The following is a 22,939-nucleotide window of genomic DNA, read 5'->3' as shown; positions in this document are numbered from 1 at the left end:
AATGACGCAATAAAAATAATTAATAATCGTTATTAACTTGATAAGAATCTCTTATATGGCGTACATTAGTGATTGAGTTTATTCTGGTAATATTACTATCAATAATAGCGTCTGAACCAAAATAAGAAGGTAAAAATGGTAGATTTGCATTGGCTTAATACATTCGTTGCACTTTCTAAGCACCAACATTTTGGAAAAACAGCCGCAGCGCTTCATATGACGCAACCTAATGTTAGTCTTCATATTAAACAACTAGAGCAAACAACACGGGTTAAATTAATCGAAAGAAATCCATTTCGGTTAACTCAAGCGGGTGAGCGGTTACTTAAAAGTGCTGAAAACACTTTAATGGAATTGCAAGTTTGCCAAGCAGATCTTAATGCGATTAATGAACTAAACCAAGGTACGCTGACTATTGCGGCAAGTGACATTATCTCGAGATTATTACTTATCAGCCCATTTCAGGCGTTTAAAAAAGAATATCCTGGTATTGATTTATCACTTTTTAATACCACCTCGTCACAAGCAACTGAACTCGTAAAAAGTGCCAAAGCTGATTTAGGTTTTGTGATCGCCCAAAAAGAAAGCCAGCCATTGCATTTTATGGAACTACGCCAGGTTAAATGGTGTGCATTAGGTAATGGTTTAGAGCGTTGGCAACAATTATCTCATAATCCAAACGCAGTTATTGAACCACAACCTCTTGCTGCAGAAGAGCCGACATTGATTTTATTGGGTCATGATACCCGTACCCGCGAATTAATAGATTTAGCCTTACCAAGCTTACAGCTGGCCAAATATCATGTTATGGAAGTCGGCAGTGTTGATGCACAAATAGACTGGGCTGAAGCGGGATTTGGCGTTGCTATTGTACCGAGTTTTTCATTACATTCGAAACTACACCTACAAACCACAATTACACCATTACCGCACTTCCCCACCACGAGTCTTGGGTATATTGTGCGTCAAAATCAGGTGTTATCACGCGCTATAAAGCAATTATTACGCTGGGTCGATGATGAAATCCAACGCTCACAATAATGAGATAATGGCTAAAATACATAAGTGTTAATCATCAGATGCAAAAATGCCCTGATAACTCTTATTGATAAATAAGAGGCTCTTCAGGGCATTTTCTTAAAAATTAATTGTCGTCGTTTTGCGTAAGAGTATAAGCATCCGCTAAATCACCCGTAACACGCTGGCCTTTTTGATCTAGCCGGAAAATACGATGTTCGCCAACGAAATACTTCACTGACTGATTACTGCTAAGGTTTAACGTAATGGTATCACCACGGTCATTCCACTTAAACTTACCTTCATTAACAAACGGCTTAGTATCTTTACCTTGATAAGTTTCATTTAAGACAAAAGTACCGTCTTTGTTTAAGGTTAAGCTCGTTTCAATTCCAGAACAATCACCACAAGGCTGAATGCCTGTATATTCACCCATCCAATCTAATGAGTTTTGTGCATTATGCGCTTCTGCTTGTTTCGCAGCAGCCGCACTCGCACCATCTTTTGCTTGATCACAACCTGCAAGTGCAAGTACGACCATCACAGCTAATAAACATTTTTTTTTCACCGTAATACTCCTTGTGAAAAAAAGAATAACCGAGCAATAATAGCTCGGCATCTTAGTGTAAGTATCAATACTTTTATTAATTTATATTATTGATTAATTAGTTAAATCAGATACTTTTTTTTCTGCTGAATCAACAGATTTATCCATCATATCAGCAGCATCACTTGTCGCAGCTTTGGTTTTATCCATAGCAGCATCTTTTACTTCTGTTGCCGTGTCGACAGCATCAGTAGCGGCATTTTTCATCGCATCTTTTGTATCAGCAGCGGCCTCTTTAGAAGCATCAATAGCATCAGATGTTGCATTTGCAGCATCACCTTTTAACTCAGATACTTTATTTTCAACAGTATTAGCTGAATCAGAAACGGCTTTCTTAGAATCTTCTACTGCAGTTGCTGAAGTATCTACTACATTATTTTTAACTTCTTTCGCTTTATCAGCTACTTTACCTGCGGTATCTTTTACAGCATCAGCAGAACTTTCAACAGCTTTAGTCGTTGAGTCTAGTGCTGAATCAGTTGTTGTGACAGCATCATCTTTTACTTGGGTCGCTGTTGCTTTTACCGAAGCCGCAGATTCTTTTGCTGAATCGTGGCTTGCTTGATCACAACCAACAAGCACTAAACCAGCGATCGCTATAGCAATAATACTTTTCTTCATATCAACTCCTGTAAAACTCACATTAAAATATAACCTTAACAGTATCTACCATCAGCATGAAAAATATATCTAGTTAACGTCATGTCAAAGTCAATAATAGGTCATTTTTTTTCATTATGCGGTATTAAATCTGTTTTATTTATAAAAATAAAACCACAAATATGAGAAATAACATTCATATTTATTAACGATTACTGGCAGTCAAAAAACAAAATATCACTTATTACGTAACATCTTTTCTTATTATAATAAGTTAAACGTCACGCTATTTAGAACGTCTATCTGAAACAAAATTAACGTAAATATAATTGGCTATTTAATGTGGTGGTAAATATGAAAAATCACATGAAATGAACTCATAGGCGTCATCGCCAAATAACATACAACTCTTTTGCACAAACACCACTTGAGAGCCAATAGGACAATATAATCCATCTTGAATATCAATATTAATCATACTATTTGTTTGATCAGACATAACCTGTAAATGAAACTTACCTTCACTTTGAAAAGTGTCGCTATTAACGTTCACTACTCTTCCAACTACAGCTTCTGTTTTATAAGTTCGTCCTGCAACAATAATTAATAATATAGTAAGGATAAGCAAAGAAGCGCCTAAGGTTAAACCTACCTTCTGTGAAAAACGCATACAAACCTCACTTACAACGAATGAATAGCACTTACAATTAACAATAAATTCACATACATACTACAGTGATACAATTGTCATTTACAAGTAAAATCAATGAAATTTTATCATCAAGACACTTTAGGTGGAAAATGAATAACTTCCCCTTCAGCGGTTAATATATCAATAACACGGGGAGATCCCTGCTCATCAAGATACAATTCACCAATCGCACTTTTATTAATTAATCGATGGTGGCCAGCAACATCTGGATCGCGCTTTTTAATCAGCAAACGTTTTCGCTTAGTAAACCAATTTAAAGGAGAATGTGGGCTATAGAGACAACGATCCATCCAATCACAAAAACGTAATAATCGATTCGGAAATTCGTTTTTAAGTCCACTGCAAGTTATTTGAAATATTTTAAACTGCCCTTTCAAATTACGTAATGTAATATCGTAAGCAAATGAGTAATGCACATCACCCGATAAAATAATAAAAGTCGTCGGCGTTTTAGTATGAGTAAAAATACTTAACAAGGTATTAGCAGAACCTGGATGTGCCATCCAATTCTCAGCATCTACCACTAATGGTTGGCCTAATAGCGTCATTATTCGTTGTAGAGTTTCAATAAATTTAACCCCAAACATCGGCGCAGCAGAAACAATAATTACTGCTGATTCATGCAATAGTTCTTGTTGTAATTCAACTAATGCCTCCCAATCCATCAGTCCTGACGGGCGATTTGCATTAGACTCTGAACGCCAACGTCGAGTACGAGTATCTAACACCACCATCTTAGGTATTGTTGAAATCGTATAATGCCAATCTTCAAATCTGTAAAAATACTCAGCTAAAGCATCTTGTGCTTGTGGCGTCGGATGGTTAAAAAATGTCAGGGCTAAATCTAAACATGCTTGGGTAAATTTTTCAGGGGCATTCCCCCATCCCTGACATAACCAATAGCTAATCAAGGCATTACCAATAATACGACGTGAAAATAAATTATTGTAAGCCGCTGTCTCCCAACGACGATTTAATTGAAAATCGTCTGTAATATCATGATCATCAAAAATCATATACGTTGGAATATGAGCCATTAATCGACGAACCTGGCTAAGACCTGCAACAAATTCATCAATAATCGGCGCTTCATGATCCCATGTTTGCTGCCACTTAAGTGATACCGCAACACCGGCATTACAGTAACCATTACGCGCAAAACGATTGCGATCAACAAACGGCCATAGCGCCGGAGACCACACCAATAAATACATTGCAAAGAATTCACTAAAGCTAATTAAATGGTTTTCACATTCACGCGAACTAAAAATAGGTGTTGTTGTTTTAGGTAAGCAACGTCGCCACCAGCTTTCATCATTAACATAATGGGGTAATAATTTATCGCGCCCATAAATATTTTGAGGATGTTGATACAAGGCCGTGGTATCAACAATTTTCGCCTCTTCAAAAGTCTCATCAGGTAAACCTAACAATAATGATATTTGTTCAATAGCATCCAACATTGGCCCAGCAACATGATCCGCATAAATTTGATCACCGCTCATCATTAATAAACTTGGACGTTCACACGATGCTAATCCATTTACTTTATTATCAGCAGCAACCAAACTATCTTTACTAGGATAATGGGGGTTACGGCATGAGCCATGCAATACATAATCAGCGCGCTTCTGAATAACGACACTCAAACGAGATTCATTGTCATACAATAAATCTGGCATTAATTCGGTTAGTGAACCTTCAGCTGTCATTATCTGATATTCAAGAGGGGTATCTTGTGGAAAGTCTCCCATAAAACGTGCAAGTACAACCCATGCATGTTTACCGATTTGAATTTGCTCGGCCGTATTAAATGTAGCCTTATAAAAAGGCGTATCTTCTGCAGCCATAAACACACTAAAATCAGCCTCAAACTTACGTGTCGTGACTAACCATAGTGTTAATTCTTGAGCGGTTACTTTACGTAAAATAGGTCCAGCCACAATCAATGGTAAAGGATCTCTAGCTACGATATTTTCCATTACTTTTGCTACCATATACAAATAATAAGCTGTTAATTATGTTGGGCAAACATGGTCTTAAGTTCTTGATACATCCAACGCAGTACTGGACCATTACCTTGATCGCGTCGCTTTACTAATCCCATGTCAATCCAAGGTGAGGTTGGAATATTTTCTATTGATAGTCTCACTACCCCATCTTTAAATATTGAATAATTAAACACATGGTCAGGTACAAATGCCCACCCCATATTTCTCAAGACAAACGCCGTGATCGAATAATAACTATCGATATGCCAATAGTTAGCTGAAAGAGCATCAGTGTGGTAGTAACCCATACGATCACAAATCAATAATTGTCGATATTGACTCAGCTGCTGCATCGTTGGAGCAGATATTTTTGCTAACGGGTGGTTTTTAGCAACAATAAGCGATGAATTAAACTCACAAATAGGTGTAAACTCTAGACTACTTGGTAAGGTCTTACTAAAAAACAAAATCCCCAAATCAGCTGTTAAATCATTAACTTGACTTGCAATATCATCTTTTGAGCCACTAATAATGGTTAACTTCAACAGTGGAAAGGTGGCTGCTACACGTTCAAAAAATTCTTCAAATACTGTTGTTGGAGTGGCTTCATCCATTGCAATAGTAAGCGATACCTCCTCACCCTTAGTTAAGGTCAATGCACGAGATTGCAACCGATCACATTGCGCTAAAACGATTTTAGCTTCTTCATACATTTGTTCTCCCGCAAGAGTAAGCACAGGTAGACGCGCGCTGCGATCAAACAAATCAAAGCCTAAATCCGCTTCAAGATTGCTGATTGCGGTACTTATACGTGATTGTGCCTTACCTATTCGTCGAGCTGCGCCTGAAAAAGAGCCTTGTTCTACTGATATAACAAATGCATTAAGTTGATCTAATGTCCAATCCATCACGCTCAAACCATCCGAAAATAAGATAGATATTATCTTTGAACAATCTAATAAACAAGGATAATACTGTGACTAAGACAATGAGGCACCTTATGCAATTCACTCACTCACCACCGCCAACGCTCACCATTAGCCAAAATTTTTGGCGTTATGCGATTCCATCTATTGCGGCGATGCTCGTAACGGGACTATATCAAATTGTTGATGGCATTTTTGTTGGGCATTATGTTGGTTATCAAGGATTAGCAGCCATTAATATGGCGTGGCCAATTACCTATTTATTATCAGGCTTAGGTTTGATGATTGGTATTGGCGGCGGTACGCTGATTTCAATTGCTCGAGGAGAAAATAATCCACAGCATGCACAACGAGCATTAGATCACGCGGTACTATTAATTGCCGCAGTCAGTGTAATTGCATTAGTGTTATTTGTTCATTTTGGTGAAACATTGTTAACCATTCAAGGTGCAAATCACACGATAAAAGCATTAGCACTCCAATATGTTCAAAGTTTTGGTTGGGCGGCATTTATTACCATTTTTGCCGGTGCAATCCCGATGCTGATTCGTAATGATGACAGCCCCAAAATAGCCACAGGTTTATTAATTGCAGGCGCATTAACCAATATTGCACTGGATTATCTGTTCATTGGTATTTTTAAATGGCAATTACAAGGTGCGGCCATTGCGACCATCATTGCACAAGCTGTCACTGTTATTGGCGGGATCATCTATTTTTGTTCTTCATATTCTCCACTCCGCATCCATTTAACAATGAAAAATATTCGATTCAACCACTGCTGGAAAATTGTCAGCCTTGGCTCATCAGTATTAATCATGTATCTCTATGCCAGCTTTGTCGTCGCTTTGCATAATTACCAATTTATGCAATATGGTACCGAACTTACGGTTGGTGCATTTGCGATTGTTGGTTATATGATGACGTTATATTATCTCGTTGCCGAAGGTATCGCAGAAGGTATGCAGCCACCTGTTAGTTATTACTATGGGGCTAAAAAACCGCAAAATATTAGTAAAACAACCTATTTAGCAATTAAGGTGACAATTATTGCGGGTATTACGTGGTTTGCATTATTGTATAGTTTCCCTCGTGCATTAATTGGGTTATTTAACAGTGGTAATGCTGCTCTCACCTCAGAAGCAATTGCTGGTATTAAACTACACTTATTTGCGATGTTTTTAGATGGCTTAATTGTCCTCGCAACCGTGTATTTCATGTCAGTTGATAAAGCAGGTAAAGCCTTAGCTATTTCAGTAAGCAACATGTTAGTACAGTTGCCATTTTTATATTTCTTACCGCAGTGGTTAGGTGTCAATGGTGTATGGCTATCGATGCCATTATCAACAATATTGTTAAGCTTTATTGTGCTACCAATGGTGTGGAGTGACTTACAACAGCGTAATAAAATTGCACCATCAATACCGCAACCTGCGGTGTAATCTATTCTTTGAACGATAAACAATACTGCGGATAATAATGATATTATCCGCAGTTATTTTTATATATGCCTATTTTACAGACTAAGCTGTGATTTTATCCAGGCAGCAATATCTTTAATTTGTGGCATACATACATGATGTTCCATCGGGTACGTCCGCCATTGAGGGTGATAACCCGCTGCAATCAAATCATCACGAGCCATTTCACCCAATTTAGGCACAACCACAGGATCATAACTACCATGCATGATCTCAATATCAATGTCACGGTTGGCATCGCTGTACTGAATAATATTTGCCGTTGGAAAGTAGGTTGATAACGCAAGTAGACCCGCTAATGGTTTTGAATAACACAAAGCGGCATGATAGACCACAGCCCCACCTTGGGAAAATCCTGCCAAAATGATCCGCTCTGATGCAATGCCACGATTGATTTCACGTTCAACAAGATCAATCACACGTTGAGCCGAGTGCATCAGTTGATCGACATTAAGCTTACGTGCCACATCCAATGAAATAATATCGTACCATGCCGGCATCACAGCACCGCCATTAATAGTGACGGGAATAGAAGCCGCATGAGGGAAAATAAATCGTACCGGCATGTCGGTCGGCAACTGTAATTGTGGCAGTATTGCTTCAAAATCATGGCCGTTAGAGCCTAAACCATGTAGCCAAATAACACTCGCTGTCGCACTAACGGTTGGCTCTACTTCAACACAAGGTAAATAGGTTATATTCATATTTTTATCCTTTATAAACCTTATTCACTATATCGCTGATTTTATTGCCCGCGCAAGTCGAGAAGGGGCTAATGTTGGATTCGGATCTGTCTGATTAAAAAATTCACTCACCACATCGACAATAGCTGATTGAACATCAGCTGTTGTGGCTAAGTTTTGTGAAAAACTTGGCACTAAATCACCTGATAATGAAGCTTGCTTAAACGCTGTCATCGAATCTAACGCACACTGATCAAATGCCGACATATCCATATCTAATCGAACTGGAATCGAGCCTTTATTTAAATTGAATACCCGCTGAAAGGACGGCATTAATAATGTTTGTGCCAAGTCATGCTGCGCAATATTATCAGCTTCAGTACCTTTTAATTTAAAAAACGCCAAGCTATCGATATTAAACGTAAACTGATGTTGAGTACCAGGCGCTGGTACACATAAATAATCTTTACCTGGCAACTCTCCAGCTTGGGCAAATTCACCTTTAGCCCAATCCCCCATAAACTGCATTGCAGCTTGGCCATCAATCACCATTTCTGTAGCAGAGTTCCAATGGCGTCCTTTCGCCTGTGGATCTATATAGGCTTTCATCCGTTTAAACTGCTTAAATACCTCTACCATTTTATTGCTATTGATAATTGCCATATCAAGATCAACAAATGCTTTACGGTAATCAGCAGAGCCTAATACTGCTAATGCTATGCTTTCAAACAAGGTCGTATCTTGCCAAGGCTGACCGCCATGCGCTAAAGCAATAAATCCTGCAGCTTTAATTTTATCTGCCGCGATAAAAAAATCAGCTAGAGTTGTGGGGACTTTTGCATCGGCAGCTTGAAACACTTTAGGATTAATCCATAACCAATTAACCCGATGTACGTTAATAGGCACAGCCACATAATGATTATTATATTTCATAATGTTAGCCACAACGGGAGGCAATACTTTATCCCAGTGCTCTTGTTGAGCAACATCATCAAGCGATGTGAGAAAGCCTAGTCGCCCCCACTCTTGAATATCATGCCCTTTAAGTTGGGCTGCTGTGGGTGGGTTACCAGATACTGCGCGCATTTTTAACACCGTCATTGCACTTTCACCACCACCACCAGCAACAGCAAAATCTTTCCAACTATGGCTTTGCTGCTCCATCATCTGTTTAAGCACTTTGGCTGATTTTGCTTCACCACTTGATGTCCACCAGTGCAACACCTCAACTTGTCCTGCGGCCATTGCTGATGTCGCAGGTAGCCACGCTAAGACCGATGCCAACATAATATTTTTTAGTTTCATGTTTTCTCTTTCTTTAAGCCAGTGCTACCGGCAATACTCGTGGTAATACAACCACAACAATCAACCCTTGTGTTAAACCATTTTTAATCACTAATTTACCACCATGGGCATGAATAATATTACGCGCAATTCCCATCCCTAAACCATGGCCTTCGGCATCGGTTGCTAAACGAAAATAAGGTTCAAACACTGCTGATAATGACGATTCAGGAATACCTTTACCTTGATCGGTGATCGTCATAATAATTTTATCTGGTTTGTCTACTACCGCCACAGTGACTTTGTCGCCATACTTAACCCCATTATCAATTAAATTACTGAGACAACGTTTTAGGCCTAATTCTTTCCCCATCATCGGAGCGATAGTTAATATCGGTAAAACCACTTTGGTATCATGATGATTATGGCGTTCAGCAATACTTGCCAATAATAAATTCAAATCAATTGGAACAATATTTTCATGTAAATCTGTATCTTTCACACACTGCAATGCCCCTTTAACCATCATCTCTAATTCATCAAGATCATGATTAAATTTATCAATTTTCTTATCATCATCAATTAACTCAACCCGTAACCGTAACCGGGTAATAGGTGTTTTAAGATCATGAGAAATAGACGAAAATAGCTGCTCTCTATCCTCAATATAACGTCGTAACCGCAGTTGCATGCGATTAAATGCTTGAGTGGCCATCACCAACTCCGTCGCCCCTTCTTCCTTCAGTGGTGGTTGATAAATATCGAGGCTTAAGGCATTGGCTGCATCAGCCAACTGCTTTAACGGCTTTATTTGACGGCGCACCATGATATAAGTAAACATCAACAACAAACTGGTAATAAAGACCAAAAACAAAATTTGTTGACGGGTGATCACTTCATCTTTTAAGTTCATATAAGGTGCTGGTAATAATGCGGCAATATACAGCCATTGATCTTTTTCTAATTCAATTTGAACCACTAATATAGGCGGGTTTAATGGTTCTAAACTTAAAGTATTATGAACCCACGATCGTGGTAGGTCGCTTAATAAAATATCATTTTTAAGCACATGTAGTGTTTCAGGACGAGAGAATTCAACTTTTATCGTCGGCAAACGCGGCAATTTTTGGTGCAACACTTTTTCAAACACCGAAACAGCCATCTGTTTTTGTTCTGAATTAGCAATCGGCTTAATATGAATCTCTTCATCATTAAAAGAAACAAAAAAGCGAGTCCCGCCCATATTACGTAATTGATCTAATACGATATGGCGATATTGCATCGGTAATGATTGGAAAAAAGTCACCGTGGATGCAAACATGGTTGCCATACTCGCTGAAGTAGATTGCAATCCATCTAAGTCTCGCTGTTTCGATTGGCTATACCAAATCGCAGTTGCAATAACTTGTGCCAAAAATACGGCTAATAATGTTAACCACAATGTTCTCGAAACTAATGATTTCGGGTACAACACTTTCCAATTCATTGACCATTATCCATATAGTAAAAAAGTGTGATCCTCATACCAGCAATCACACTTTATCCAACGCTATTATTATTATGTTATGCGTCTTCGTAAACGACATCAGCAGTAAAGATATAACCATTACCACGACTGGTTTTAATTAAACGTTGAGTACGTCCTTTATCACCTAATCGATGTCGTAAGCGGCTTAAAGCAACATCAATTCCACGCTCTGAAGGTAAGGTGTCACGGCCTCTGGTCGCATAAGAAATCGTGTCACGATCTAATATCTCTTGTGGACGAGATAAAAACAGCATCAATAATGAGTAATCACCACCCGTCAGTTCAAAATCTTGCTTGGTATCGAGATCAAATAAGCAATGAGTGGTAGTATCAAGTCGCCAATTAGAAAAACGAATAAATTTAGCTTCAGTTGATAATGGTTGACTTTCCATTGGCTTTATTCGTCTTAATAAGGCTTTAATTCGTGCTAATAATTGGCGAGGACTGAACGGCTTAGCGATATAATCATCAGCACCAATTTCAAGGCCAATGATCTGATCCATTTCGTCAGAGACCGCAGTGAGCATAATGATAGGTACATTCGAACTTTTACGAATATACTGACACAAGGTAAAACCATCATCACCTGGCATCATAACATCTAATAAGATCAAATCAGGATAACCGGCCGCTAAACGCCGTTTCATCTCTTCACCTTCCGCAGCAGTAATCACCTCAAAACCGTTTTTTGTTAAATACTCATCCAGTAATTCACGGATTTCTTGGTCATCATCAACAACGAGTACCGTCTTAATTGCCCCCATTTTACTCATCCTTCACTGATACATATTTTATTATTATTTTTAACCATAACCGTTTGTGATTTGATTATAATGCTCATTATTACATCATTAACTGCCACAATTTGAATGTTGTGATGTATACCTTTACTACATTAAGCAAATCTTTATATGGCTTATCTTTTGTTGCAACACTACATTTGACCATCAACTATCATAAAAGTCAGTAAATGACGTCGTTTTGATGATAAAACCGTTACCTTACTAACAAATTACACTATTAATTATAGAAAATCAGTAGTATAAAATTGAGTAATATTCAGCATAACATCTAGATATGGCATTTTAATATCACTTAAAGTGCAACTATGATTATAAATCAGCAAGCGCTCCCTTTACCTTAGCAACAACTTCTGGTGATACCCATTGGGCCCATATTGCTTCATATTGGTTAAGGAATTCCGCCATAACTTGCTCGCCATCAGCATTATTATTTACCTTCCATGCCATTAAGTTATTCATATCTTGATTTGAAAAACGACGAGCTGACAAGTATGCGGTAATCTCAGGCGCTCGCTGAGCAAATTTAAGGGTAACAATCGTATCGACAGCGCGAGGGGGGAACATCGTTATTTGAGGATTTTTACAGTTAGGTTTTTCAATACATTCTCTAAAATGTTCACGATCAACGCCTGAATTAAAGTCAACTCGTACCATTTTATAATTACCTAATACTGCCGTTGGTGACCAATAGTAACCAATCCAAGGTAACTTTTTTGCATAAGCATGAGCAATGGATCCTGATAATCCAGTTACGGCATCTGTCGGTGTTAACTCAAAACCGGCTTGCTTAAGATCGAGGGCATTAAACAAATTCGTCACTGCATTTTGACAACGCCAATCAGGTGCACAGCTAAAAAAAGGTTGTTTATTGCCAAAATCTGAACGTTTAAATAAATAACTGTGCTGCTTAACTCCAGCAATAGTCGCTAATGATGGCTCTTTTTCTACCATATAAGCCGGTACCCAAAACCCCTCTAAGCCACCTTCATGCAATACTTTACCGACAAACTTAATTTTATCTTTTTCAATGCCGTGCTCCAATCCCCCTTTCAATGCATTGCGCCACATTTCAGGAATAATGTCAGGCTTACCTTGGATTAGAATAGATTTCGCAGCAAGGATCGTTTCGCTCGGCACTAGCTCTGTCTCACACCCAAATCCATGCTGTAAAATAAAACTATCGACATTAGCGACAAAAGTAGCTGAATCCCAATTCATATCTGCAATAGTTACCTTGCCACATTCTGTCGCATGTACATTAAACGTTATCGCAAACAATACCATGAATACTGTCAGTTGCTTGAGCATCAATACTCTCCCATCTATCACTGCTTAAATGCAATTTATTACTACCATTCTAAACAACCTCAATATCAAACACCAAAAAAGAAACCGCCAAATATAAAAAACACCCTTAACAATAACGTCAAGAGTGTTGGGCTTTTACAATGCAACAAAAACTTTACAAAAGTTACATTATTCTCGCGGAGTAGCTTGATCGCTTAATGCTTCCGCTAATGTTGAACGCGATAATCGTCCCGTAACATCTCCTTCCTCATTAATAACAGGTAATGGATGTTCGTTATCTAGTGTCTCAGGGATCACTGTTTCCAGTAATGCATCCGTTGTTATTGCAGGTACGGTTTCTAACATCGATTGATCAATGGCTTTGCTATAATCAGATTCCTTTACAAGCTCTAAGGTTTCTTGCGTAATCACGCCTTGATAACCTTCTTCATCAATAAAATACCCATAATCATCTTTCGCATTACGCATTTCTGTTACAGCTTCACCTATAGTTTCTGCTGAAATTCTTACACCTTGTGGCTTCATTACTGTTGCAACCGTTAATGCACGAGCACGATTAACATCTTTAACAAATGCTTCGACATAATCATCAGCAGGGTGTAATAAAATATCGACGGGTTTACCTTGTTGCACCAATTTACCATCTCGTAAAATAGCAATACGATCCCCTAACCGTAATGCCTCATCAAGATCATGCGTAATAAAAATAATTGTTTTATGTAGTTTTTCTTGTAATTCAATTAACTGATCTTGCATCTCACTACGAATGAGTGGATCTAATGCCGAAAAAGCCTCATCCATCAATAATACTTCGGCATTAGTACATAACGCACGCGCAAGTCCAACCCGTTGTTGTTGACCGCCAGATAAATTGGCTGGATAACTTTGCTCATACCCCGCAAGCCCAACCGTGGTTAACCATTGCTGTGCTTGTTGTTGCCACTGTGCCGTTTTCGCCCCTTGAACAGATAAACCATAGCCAACATTCTGTAATACCGTTCGATGAGGCATTAAACCAAACCGTTGAAAAACCATCGACATTTTATGACGTCGAAAATCTTGCAGTTGCTTAGCATTTAAGGTCATCACATCCGTATTTTCAATAATAATACTGCCTTCGGTTGGTTCAATTAACCGATTAAAATGACGTATTAATGTTGATTTTCCCGATCCTGATAGACCCATAATGACAAAAATCTCACCGGGATAAATATTCAAATTAATGTCACTTAACCCTACGGTATGACCGGTTTCAGCCAAAATAGCATCTTTAGACTCCCCGGCTTTTACTTTGGTGAGCACTTGCTTATCTTTAGGACCAAAGATCTTATACAAATTTTTAACTTGAATAAGTGGAGTACTGCTTTGTTTATAACTCATTTAGGCGTCCCTCCTAAATGTTGCTGACTCCGCTGAGCATAGCTTTGAGAGATACGGTCAAAAATAATGGCTAATGCCACAATTGCTAATCCGTTTAGCAACCCTAAGGTGAAATATTGATTAGTAATTGATTTAAGTACTGGTTGCCCTAAACCTTTAACGCCAATCATCGATGCAATAACGACCATCGCCAACGCCATCATAATGGTCTGATTAATACCCGCCATTATATTGGGCATCGCTAACGGTATTTGTACGCCGAATAATCGTTGCATCGGACTCGCACCGTAAGCTGTAGCAGCTTCTAATACTTCTTCGTCTACTAATCGAATACCTAAATTGGTTAAACGAATAACAGGAGGAACTGCATAAATAACAACAGCTATCACACCAGGGATTTTACCTATTCCAAGTAACATCACCACCGGGATCAGATAGACAAATGCAGGCATTGTTTGCATGACATCAAGCATTGGCGTCACAATACGTTGAATTCGATCCGATCTCGCCATCGCAATGCCTGTCGGTATACCTATCGCGATTGCGACCAATGTCGAGACTAAAATAATACTCATGGTTCGCATAGTATTATCCCACATGCCAAAAACACCAATCAGCACAAAGGAAATCACAACGCCGAGTGATAATTTCCAAGAACGACTAGCAACATAAGCGATTCCCGTTAACACAGCGATAACTAGCCACCATGGCGTTGCCAGCAACAGTTTTTCAAACCAAATTAAAAAAGCCAGTAGCGGATCAAAGAAGCTCTCAATGGTATCGCCATATTCTCGAGAGAATGCACGATAGCTACCATCTAATGTTTTCCTAATTTCAACTAACTGTGCTCGTTCAAGTTGAGGAAATTCTGTTAACCATGAATCATTTGACATAAGTATCATCCATTTACTTATAAATCTTTTAATGCGCCTTTAACTTTCTTAGCGACGTCTGTTGATACCCATGCCGTCCAGATAGCTTCATGATTAGTCAAAAACTCAACCATCACGGCTTCACCATCAGCTTGATTATCTTCCATCCATGCTAATAACCCATTCATTTCACTATTGGTAAATGAGCGTGCTGATAAATATTTCACGGCATCACTTGAACGATCAGCAAATGAAGTGGTAATAACAGTATCAACCGCTGATGGCGGATACATGGTTACTTTAGGATCGGTACATTCAGGATTAGTAATACACGATGAGAAGTATTTCGCATCTACACCAGAACCGAAATCAACTTTAACCATTTTATATTTACCAAGTACTGCTGTTGGTGCCCAGTAATAACCAAACCATGGTTGTTTACGTTCATAAGCTTTTGCAATTGACCCCGATAAGCCAGCACCAGAGCCTGGATCAATCAAATCAAATCCAGCTTTAGCTAAATCAAGTGCTTTAAATAAATTGCCTGATGATATCTGACAGTTCCAACCCGCAGGACAACCATAAAATGCAGATTGATCAGGATCCTCTGGGTGGGTAAATAGTTTGGCATTCTTTTTTATGCCTGCAATGGTCGCTAATTCAGGCGTTTTTTCTACCATATATTCAGGCACCCAAAACCCCTCTTCTCCACCATCAGAAAATGTCGGCCCGGCAAATTTTAATCGCCCTTCTTTTACACCACGATCGAGTGCACTCTTTAATGAATTACTCCACATTTCAGGCGCAATATCAGGTTCACCTTTTTCAATCATTGATGTACCTGTCGGCATGGTGTCTCCCGGCACTAATTCAGTATCACAACCATAACCATGCTGTAGAATAAAGCTGTCAACATTGGCAATTAAAGTTGCTGAATTCCAATTCATATCTGCAATAGTAACTTTGCCACATTCCTCAGCATTAATTTGTGTTGAAAAACTTGCCATGAATAAAGATGCTAGAGCTAATTTACGCATAAATAACTTCCCTTTATTTATCTACCACTAAACATTAATAATACTTAGTAGTCTAAACAAATAACAACCACAACACAAAGAACAACAACAAATTAAAAACAATTTAGTCACATAATCGCATCAAATTGTATTGATTCAATCCTAAACAACAGCTCTTTTTCACTAAATATAAATACGACTTTTTATCGTTTTTATTGCTAATTTTGCTTATCATGACGCAAGTATTTTCTTAGTAATGGACAATAACAATGTATAAATTAGTCGCACTCGATATGGATGGCACATTACTGAATTCAGATGGCGCTATCTCAGAGCACAATAAACAAGCTATTGCAGCGGCGCGAGCTCAAGGGGTATATGTTGTATTAGCATCTGGCCGCCCTATTGAAGGCATGACATGGGCTTTAAAAGAGCTCAATATGAATAGCGATAATGATTTTGTACTGTCATATAACGCTTCTTTGATACAGCGAGTTGCTAGCCAAGAAGTAGTCAGAAGCCAAACATTAATCGGTAGCGATGCAAAAGCAATTGCAGCAATTGCTCACGATCTTGGCGTTCATGTTCATGCATTCTCCCGCCGTCAAGGACTGATTACTCCACAACATAATTATTATACTGATCACGAAGCTAAAATTAATGGCCTAACTATTACGTTAGCCGACTTTGCAGAGCTTGATGATAACGAAGAAATTATGAAAGTAATGATTATTGATGATGCTGAACGTCTTGAAGCCGCAATAGCACAATTACCACCAGCTCTATATCAGCAATATACTATTGTAAGAAGTGCACCATTCTTCCTTGAGTTTATGCACACTAACAGTAACAAAGGTGTTGGTGTTAAGGCGCTAGCTGATTTTTTAAATATTAACCAAGATGAAGTAATAGCGATGGGTGATGCAGGTAATGATCATCATATGATCGAATTTGCAGGTTTAGGTGTTGCGATGGGAAATGCAACGGAAGAAACCAAAGCAATTGCGAACTATATTACTGACACTAATAATAATAGTGGTGTTGCTCAGGTTATTGAAAAATTCATTCTTAATGCTTAACCTCTAAAAATACGCACAAAAAAAGCCAGCAGTGCTGGCTTTTTCTTTTCGATTATTAATTTAATTATTTAGCAAGAGTAACTGTATCAACATCAATAGTACGTACAGTCCAATCTTTATCTACTTCACCACGAATAATAACTTTAGTGGTTGGTGTTACTGTAATACCATGCCAATCTTTATGATCGATTTCGATTTTAATTTCACCAGTTGCATCTTTAAACATGTAATCTTCTTTACCGATTGAAGATACAATGTGGCCGGTAAGTTCTACTGCGGCATTATCATCAGCATGCGATGCAGCCTTTACTGTATTTAATACAGGAATAGCACTCGGACCATTAAAGCCACCTTGTGCTTGAACAAGTGGGGCAGCTTCAGTTGGACCATTAAAGCCACCTTGTGTTGATTGCGTTGCTGCCATCACTGACATTGATGAAAGCATAATAACTGAAGCTGCAAGTAATTTTTTCATTTGTCTATATTCCACAGGGTTATTTAAATGAGAACATAATCTCTTAGATGCATTAATGATAAATACATGTCTTTTTTGAAGTATAACTCTAAGCGATTAATTACAGCAATAGTATTCTATTCAACAAAGTTAGGATATAAAATCACGATTAAAACACCTAAGGTAATTCTTTAACCTTATACGATGCTAAAAATACCGACACCACCGTTTCTATATGATCTTCAAGTACCTTACCTTCACTATTCGGTAATACATTCATTACTTGCGGCCAAAACAGTAATCCTTGAAATAAACTCATATAAATACTAGTGAGTAACATAAGATTTTTATCAACCAAGCACCCTGCGGCAATAGCTTGCTGAAACCAATCAGTAATAGCTTTAGTACTATATAAATCTTTAATCAGATTCATTGCTAATTCAGGTTGACGTAAAAACTCCACCACAATAGTGCGCGATAGCGGAATACCGTAAGTCGAATACAATATATCTGCTTCACGACGTGTAATTGCAGTTAGCTGTTCAGTCAATGTAACAGTTGGATCAAACTCGTACTTTATATTTTCAGCAACGGATTCCTGAATAATCGTCAATACTGAAACAAATAATACTTCTTTACTTTCAAAGTGACGATATAACGTACGTTTAGAGACCGCAGCTTCGGTTGAAATACGATCCATATTTGCTGCTAAAAATCCGTGCGTTATAAACTCTTCTTTAGCTGCCTCTATGATTGCTAGATGCTTGCGTTCCGTTTGTTTCATCCTTAATCCATTCCTTATCATCACTATCTTTTAGTTAATTTTATGAGCTCAGTCTAACAATCTGCAACAAAAAAGTACACTCAATAGTTTACAATTAGTTTTTTCTCACTAAAATGCAGTCTTAGTTTACTTTAATGGTGACTTAACATGATAAACCATCGTTAATCATCAACCTAATGATAGTGGAGAACACGGTGAAAACTCATTCAGCAATGTCCAATGTGACATCGTTAACAATCAATAAACTGGCTATAGCGGTTAGTTTATCTTTAGCGGTAGTGATGTTGTCAGGATGTGACAGTAAGGAAGAAACAACTGTCACCACGCCTATCATTAGGCCAGCTCTCACTCAAATTGTTATGTCAAAAGCTGACACTAGCTTAAGTTTTAATGGCGTAATTCGCTCAGCAGAACGGGCTGATTTATCATTTCAAGTTAATGGCCGTGTTAGTCATATTTTTGTAAATGAAGGCGACAAAGTACATAAAGGTCAGTTACTCGCGAAATTAGATCCTAAAGATGCCCAAACTGCCTTTACAACAGCACAACTTGAGTTAAATAACACCAAAAAAGACTATTTACGTGGTAAGTCGATTTATGAAAGTTCACAAGCAATTGCTAAGAGTGATCTAGACGAGCTAATGACGCGTTATAACTTAGCGCAAAATCGCCTTGAAAATGCTAAGAATCAACTAGCTTACACTCAATTAATCGCACCATTTGATGGCATCATTGGCCGTAAATTAATTGATAATCACGTTCGAATTCAAGCTAATACGCCAGTCTTAACGTTGCATAATCTTGATGATCTAGAAGTAGTCGTTAACATTCCAGATACCGTGATGCTAACGGGTTTGAAATGTGAAAAAGCTAACGCTGAGATAACCACGATTCCCGGCCATTTATTACCGTTAAGTTTACGTACTTACTCAACTCAGGCCGACCCTATTACACAAACATTCTCGATTGTTTTGGGATTGGATGACTCAAAAGGATTAAATATCCTGCCAGGCATGCCAGTCAGAGTAACCCCGAGTGTTGATGAGTGCCCTGAAGACTATAGAGATAATAAGAACAACCCACTAACTGTACCGTTAACTGCAGTCGTACCTGATAACCAAAACAAACAATTTGTATGGATTGTGAATACCAATAACATCGTCGAAAAACGCTATATCAAAGTTGGCACTATTAATAAAAACTGCATTACGGTTCCCTCAGGTCTAAAAGCTGGCGAACGTGTTGTTATTGCAGGCGTATCAAAACTTAAAACTGGTATGGAAATTCGCCCATATACAGATAACACTCAGGACGGAGCATAAAATTAATGGATATCGCTCGCTATACCATAGCTAAGCGCACCAGTGTGTGGGTGATGATTGCCATCATTCTAATTGGTGGCTATATCAGCTATCTAAAATTAGGCCGTTTTGAAGATCCTGAATTTGTGATCCGCCAAGCGGTGATTATCACGCCTTATGCCGGTGCAACAGCACAAGAGGTTTCTGATGAAGTCACTGATATTATTGAAGGTGCTGTCCAGTCATTGCAGGAACTGAAAGAGGTTAAATCAGTTTCAAAGCAAGGTATGTCTGAAGTAACTGTTGAGATAAAACTTGAGTTCGCAAAAAACCAAGCTGATCTTCAACAAGTATGGGATAAGTTGCGCCGTAAAATTAATGATGCCCAGCGTCAATTACCTCCAGGTGCAGGTCCATCGATTGTTAACGATGATTTCTCTGACGTTTATGCGCTATTTTTTGCGGTAACAGGCGACGGATTTAGTGATAAACAATTATCTGAGTATGTTGATAGTCTTCGTCGTGAACTTGTACTTGTTCCTGGTGTAGCAAAAACGGCAACACTTGCAGAGCAACAAGAAACTATTTTTGTTGAGTTCACAAGCGAGCGTTTAGCTAAGTTTGGTCTCTCAGTTGATAATGTATTATCAGTATTACAAAAACAAAATATTGTTAATGTTGCTGGCAGCCTAACCTCAAATGGTATGCGTATTCCTGTCATGCCAACACCAAATGTAAATTCATTTAATGACTTGAGAAATCTTCAAGTTGGTATCGGTGATAACCACACCGTATTACGCCTCAAAGATATTGCTAATGTTAAGCGTGGTTACCAAGAGCCAACATCAATGTTGATGCGCTATAACGGTGAGCGTGCGATTGGCTTTGGTATTTCTAATGTTACTGGCGGCAATGTTGTCGACATGGGTGATGCGGTTAAAGCTCGTATTGCTGAATTAGAAAGCCAACGTCCACTGGGTATGGAACTGAATGTTATCTCGATGCAATCAGATTCAGTGCGTGATTCTGTTACTAATTTCATCGATAACCTCATTGCAGCCGTTGTGATTGTATTTATCGTACTGTTGCTATTTATGGGGATTCGTTCAGGGATCATTATCGGTTTTGTATTAATCCTAACCGTAGCAGGTACCTTGTGCATTATGTTGATTGACGATATCGCCATGCAACGTATTTCTTTAGGTGCATTAATCATTGCCCTAGGAATGCTGGTCGATAACGCGATAGTAGTCACTGATGGTATTCTAGTTCGCTTACAAAATAATGAAGATCGTGACGTTGTTATTCCTGAAGTTGTTAATGCCACTAAATGGCCATTATTAGGTGGTACTGTTGTTGGTATCTGTGCATTTAGTGCTATCGGTCTATCACCTTCCGATATGGGGGAATATGCCGGTTCATTATTCTGGGTAATCCTTTACTCAATGCTATTAAGCTGGTTGTTTGCAGTAACAGTTACCCCGTTATTGTGTCATCAGTTCTTAAAAGTCAAAGTAAAAACGGGGGCTGATAAACCAAGCAAAGTCGTTAATGGCTATAAAGGTTTATTAACATGGGTACTTATCCATCGTAAAACGACAGGTTTGTTACTGGTTGCGACTCTTTTAGGTGCCGTTTGGGGAGTTAAATTTGTTCCTCCAGGGTTTATGCCTGAATCACAGCGCGCCCAATTTGTGGTTGATGTGTACCTACCACAAGGTACTGATATAAAAAATACGGAAGCTGTTATTGCTCAAATAGAACAAGACGTTAAACAAAAATCAGGCATCAGTAATATTTCAAGCTTCATTGGTGGCGGTGGTTTACGCTTTATGCTGACCTATGCACCAGAAGCACGTAATCCAAGTTATGGTCAATTACTGATCGACATTGATGATTACCGTAACATTGCGCCATTACTGGTTGAACTTCAAACTGAACTTGATCATAAATACCCTGAAGCATCAATCAAAGTATGGAAGTTCATGCTTGGTCGCGGCGGCGGTAAGAAAATTGAAGCCGGCTTTAAAGGCCCTGATAGTAAAGTATTACGTGAACTTGCTGAGCAAGCAAAAGCAATTATGCTAAGCGATCCGAACTTGATAGCGGTACAAGATGACTGGCGTCAACAAGTACCCGTAATCAAGCCAGTATATTCAGCAGAAAAAGCGCAGCGTTTCGGTTTAACTAACCAAGAAATAAGCCAAGCGATTGCACAAACATTGAATGGTCGTAACATTGGTGTTTACCGTGAAGGTAATGATTTGATCCCTATCGTAGTACGCGCACCAGATAACGAGCGTACTCATGAGCGTGCGATTGAAAACACCGAAGTCTACAGCCGTATGGTGAATGGTTTAATTCCGGTTAGCCAATTAATAGAATCGGTAAATGTCGCTTGGGAAGACGCAATCTTACGTCGTATTAATCGTATTCCAACGATTCTGGTACAAGCCGATCCAGCGCCTGGTGTATTCACGGCTGATGCGTTTAATGATCTACGTGGCAAAATTGAAGCAATTGAATTACCACCAGGTTATGAGTTGACATGGTACGGCGAATATAAAGCATCAAAAGACGCGAATGTGGGTCTTGCTACCTCTGCCCCTTATGGCTTTGCAGCAATGATTTTAGCAGTGATCTTTATGTTTAACGCAATTCGCCAGCCTTTAGTAATTTGGCTAACAGTACCATTAGCTTTAGTCGGGGTCACGGTAGGTTTAGTGATATTCCAAACCCCATTTGAGTTTATGGCGATTCTAGGCTTCTTAAGCTTAATCGGTATGATGGTGAAAAATGCTATCGTATTAGTTGACCAAACCGATGTTGAAATAGCGGAAGGTAAAACACCGTATCAAGCGATTATTGATTCTGCACTTAGTCGTGCTCGACCAGTATTACTTGGTGCCTTCACAACAATTTTAGGTGTTGCACCATTGCTGATAGATCCGTTCTTTAAGAGTATGGCTGTAACGATCATGTTTGGTCTGTTGTTCGCAACCATCCTAACATTAGTCGTGATCCCATTACTCTACGCAGTATTGTTCCGCGTTAAGGTTGAAAAACCACAAACTTAACAATAACAACTAAAAAAGAGGGAGTGACATCACTGA

Annotated in this window: 20 protein-coding genes; 5 read left to right on the top strand and 15 right to left on the bottom strand. The window is 38.7% G+C overall.

Going from position 1 to position 22,939, the window contains the following annotated elements:
* Window positions 1-135: 135 nt before the first annotated feature.
* Window positions 136-1,041 carry a LysR family transcriptional regulator gene (locus C0W29_RS07430; RefSeq protein WP_036791141.1) on the top strand — a complete coding sequence of 302 codons (906 nt, stop codon included), beginning with the start codon at window positions 136-138 and terminating at the stop codon, window positions 1,039-1,041.
* 103 nt (window positions 1,042-1,144) lie between these two features.
* On the opposite strand, the gene C0W29_RS07425 is transcribed toward C0W29_RS07430, so the two are convergent.
* The 5 genes from C0W29_RS07425 to C0W29_RS07405 form a co-directional block, all read right to left on the bottom strand.
* Window positions 1,145-1,585, bottom strand: coding sequence for a copper resistance protein NlpE (locus C0W29_RS07425; protein ID WP_045045166.1), 441 nt, complete (start codon window positions 1,583-1,585; stop codon window positions 1,145-1,147).
* 93 nt (window positions 1,586-1,678) lie between these two features.
* Entirely contained in the window at window positions 1,679-2,245 is a 567-nt protein-coding gene (locus tag C0W29_RS07420) for a hypothetical protein (RefSeq protein WP_045042435.1), read from the bottom strand.
* Window positions 2,246-2,561: 316 nt separating this feature from the next.
* Window positions 2,562-2,894: a hypothetical protein gene (locus C0W29_RS07415; RefSeq protein WP_045042434.1), complete on the bottom strand. Its 333-nt coding sequence runs from the start codon at window positions 2,892-2,894 to the stop codon at window positions 2,562-2,564.
* A 110-nt stretch (window positions 2,895-3,004) separates the two neighbouring features.
* A complete protein-coding gene (locus tag C0W29_RS07410; protein WP_045045167.1) occupies window positions 3,005-4,918 on the bottom strand; it encodes a metallophosphoesterase family protein in 1,914 nt (637 codons plus the stop codon).
* 32 nt (window positions 4,919-4,950) lie between these two features.
* A complete protein-coding gene (locus C0W29_RS07405) occupies window positions 4,951-5,835 on the bottom strand; it encodes a LysR family transcriptional regulator (RefSeq protein ID WP_036791153.1) in 885 nt (294 codons plus the stop codon).
* A 92-nt stretch (window positions 5,836-5,927) separates the two neighbouring features.
* Between C0W29_RS07405 and C0W29_RS07400 the strand changes: the two genes are divergently transcribed.
* Window positions 5,928-7,295 carry an MATE family efflux transporter gene (locus C0W29_RS07400; protein ID WP_052671660.1) on the top strand — a complete coding sequence of 456 codons (1,368 nt, stop codon included), beginning with the start codon at window positions 5,928-5,930 and terminating at the stop codon, window positions 7,293-7,295.
* Between the two features lie 74 nt (window positions 7,296-7,369).
* On the opposite strand, the gene C0W29_RS07395 is transcribed toward C0W29_RS07400, so the two are convergent.
* From C0W29_RS07395 to C0W29_RS07360, 8 genes are all read right to left on the bottom strand, one after another.
* Window positions 7,370-8,032 carry an alpha/beta hydrolase gene (locus C0W29_RS07395; protein ID WP_045045180.1) on the bottom strand — a complete coding sequence of 221 codons (663 nt, stop codon included), beginning with the start codon at window positions 8,030-8,032 and terminating at the stop codon, window positions 7,370-7,372.
* 33 nt (window positions 8,033-8,065) lie between these two features.
* Entirely contained in the window at window positions 8,066-9,322 is a 1,257-nt protein-coding gene (locus C0W29_RS07390; protein ID WP_045045168.1) for an ABC transporter substrate-binding protein, read from the bottom strand.
* A 13-nt stretch (window positions 9,323-9,335) separates the two neighbouring features.
* Window positions 9,336-10,787: an ATP-binding protein gene (locus C0W29_RS07385; protein ID WP_045045169.1), complete on the bottom strand. Its 1,452-nt coding sequence runs from the start codon at window positions 10,785-10,787 to the stop codon at window positions 9,336-9,338.
* Window positions 10,788-10,864: 77 nt separating this feature from the next.
* Window positions 10,865-11,593 carry a response regulator gene (locus C0W29_RS07380; RefSeq protein ID WP_045042432.1) on the bottom strand — a complete coding sequence of 243 codons (729 nt, stop codon included), beginning with the start codon at window positions 11,591-11,593 and terminating at the stop codon, window positions 10,865-10,867.
* Between the two features lie 348 nt (window positions 11,594-11,941).
* Window positions 11,942-12,940, bottom strand: coding sequence for a glycine betaine ABC transporter substrate-binding protein (locus tag C0W29_RS07375; protein ID WP_045045170.1), 999 nt, complete (start codon window positions 12,938-12,940; stop codon window positions 11,942-11,944).
* Between the two features lie 168 nt (window positions 12,941-13,108).
* Window positions 13,109-14,320 carry a quaternary amine ABC transporter ATP-binding protein gene (locus C0W29_RS07370; RefSeq protein ID WP_045045171.1) on the bottom strand — a complete coding sequence of 404 codons (1,212 nt, stop codon included), beginning with the start codon at window positions 14,318-14,320 and terminating at the stop codon, window positions 13,109-13,111.
* On the bottom strand, window positions 14,317-15,213 hold the full coding sequence (locus tag C0W29_RS07365) for an ABC transporter permease (RefSeq protein ID WP_107174039.1): 897 nt from the start codon (window positions 15,211-15,213) through the stop codon (window positions 14,317-14,319). The genes C0W29_RS07370 and C0W29_RS07365 overlap by 4 nt, the downstream gene beginning before the upstream one ends.
* Window positions 15,214-15,230: 17 nt before the next feature.
* A complete protein-coding gene (locus tag C0W29_RS07360) occupies window positions 15,231-16,229 on the bottom strand; it encodes an ABC transporter substrate-binding protein (protein ID WP_045045172.1) in 999 nt (332 codons plus the stop codon).
* Window positions 16,230-16,477: 248 nt separating this feature from the next.
* Between C0W29_RS07360 and yidA the strand changes: the two genes are divergently transcribed.
* A complete protein-coding gene (yidA, locus tag C0W29_RS07355; RefSeq protein WP_045045173.1) occupies window positions 16,478-17,287 on the top strand; it encodes a sugar-phosphatase in 810 nt (269 codons plus the stop codon).
* 64 nt (window positions 17,288-17,351) lie between these two features.
* Here the strand turns inward: yidA and C0W29_RS07350 are convergent, their stop codons facing one another.
* Both C0W29_RS07350 and C0W29_RS07345 read right to left on the bottom strand, forming a co-directional pair.
* Window positions 17,352-17,762: a YgiW/YdeI family stress tolerance OB fold protein gene (locus C0W29_RS07350; RefSeq protein WP_036791180.1), complete on the bottom strand. Its 411-nt coding sequence runs from the start codon at window positions 17,760-17,762 to the stop codon at window positions 17,352-17,354.
* A gap of 157 nt (window positions 17,763-17,919) precedes the next feature.
* Window positions 17,920-18,525, bottom strand: coding sequence for a TetR/AcrR family transcriptional regulator (locus C0W29_RS07345; RefSeq protein ID WP_036791183.1), 606 nt, complete (start codon window positions 18,523-18,525; stop codon window positions 17,920-17,922).
* Between the two features lie 176 nt (window positions 18,526-18,701).
* Between C0W29_RS07345 and C0W29_RS07340 the strand changes: the two genes are divergently transcribed.
* Complete coding sequence (locus C0W29_RS07340) at window positions 18,702-19,847, top strand: efflux RND transporter periplasmic adaptor subunit (protein WP_373455684.1); 1,146 nt, start codon at window positions 18,702-18,704, stop codon at window positions 19,845-19,847.
* A 5-nt stretch (window positions 19,848-19,852) separates the two neighbouring features.
* Complete coding sequence (locus tag C0W29_RS07335) at window positions 19,853-22,903, top strand: efflux RND transporter permease subunit (RefSeq protein WP_045042430.1); 3,051 nt, start codon at window positions 19,853-19,855, stop codon at window positions 22,901-22,903.
* Window positions 22,904-22,939: the final 36 nt, after the last annotated feature.

Source organism: Photobacterium kishitanii (assembly GCF_003026355.1).
Lineage (GTDB): Bacteria > Pseudomonadota > Gammaproteobacteria > Enterobacterales > Vibrionaceae > Photobacterium > Photobacterium kishitanii.
This window is presented reverse-complemented; position numbering and strand designations above follow the sequence as displayed.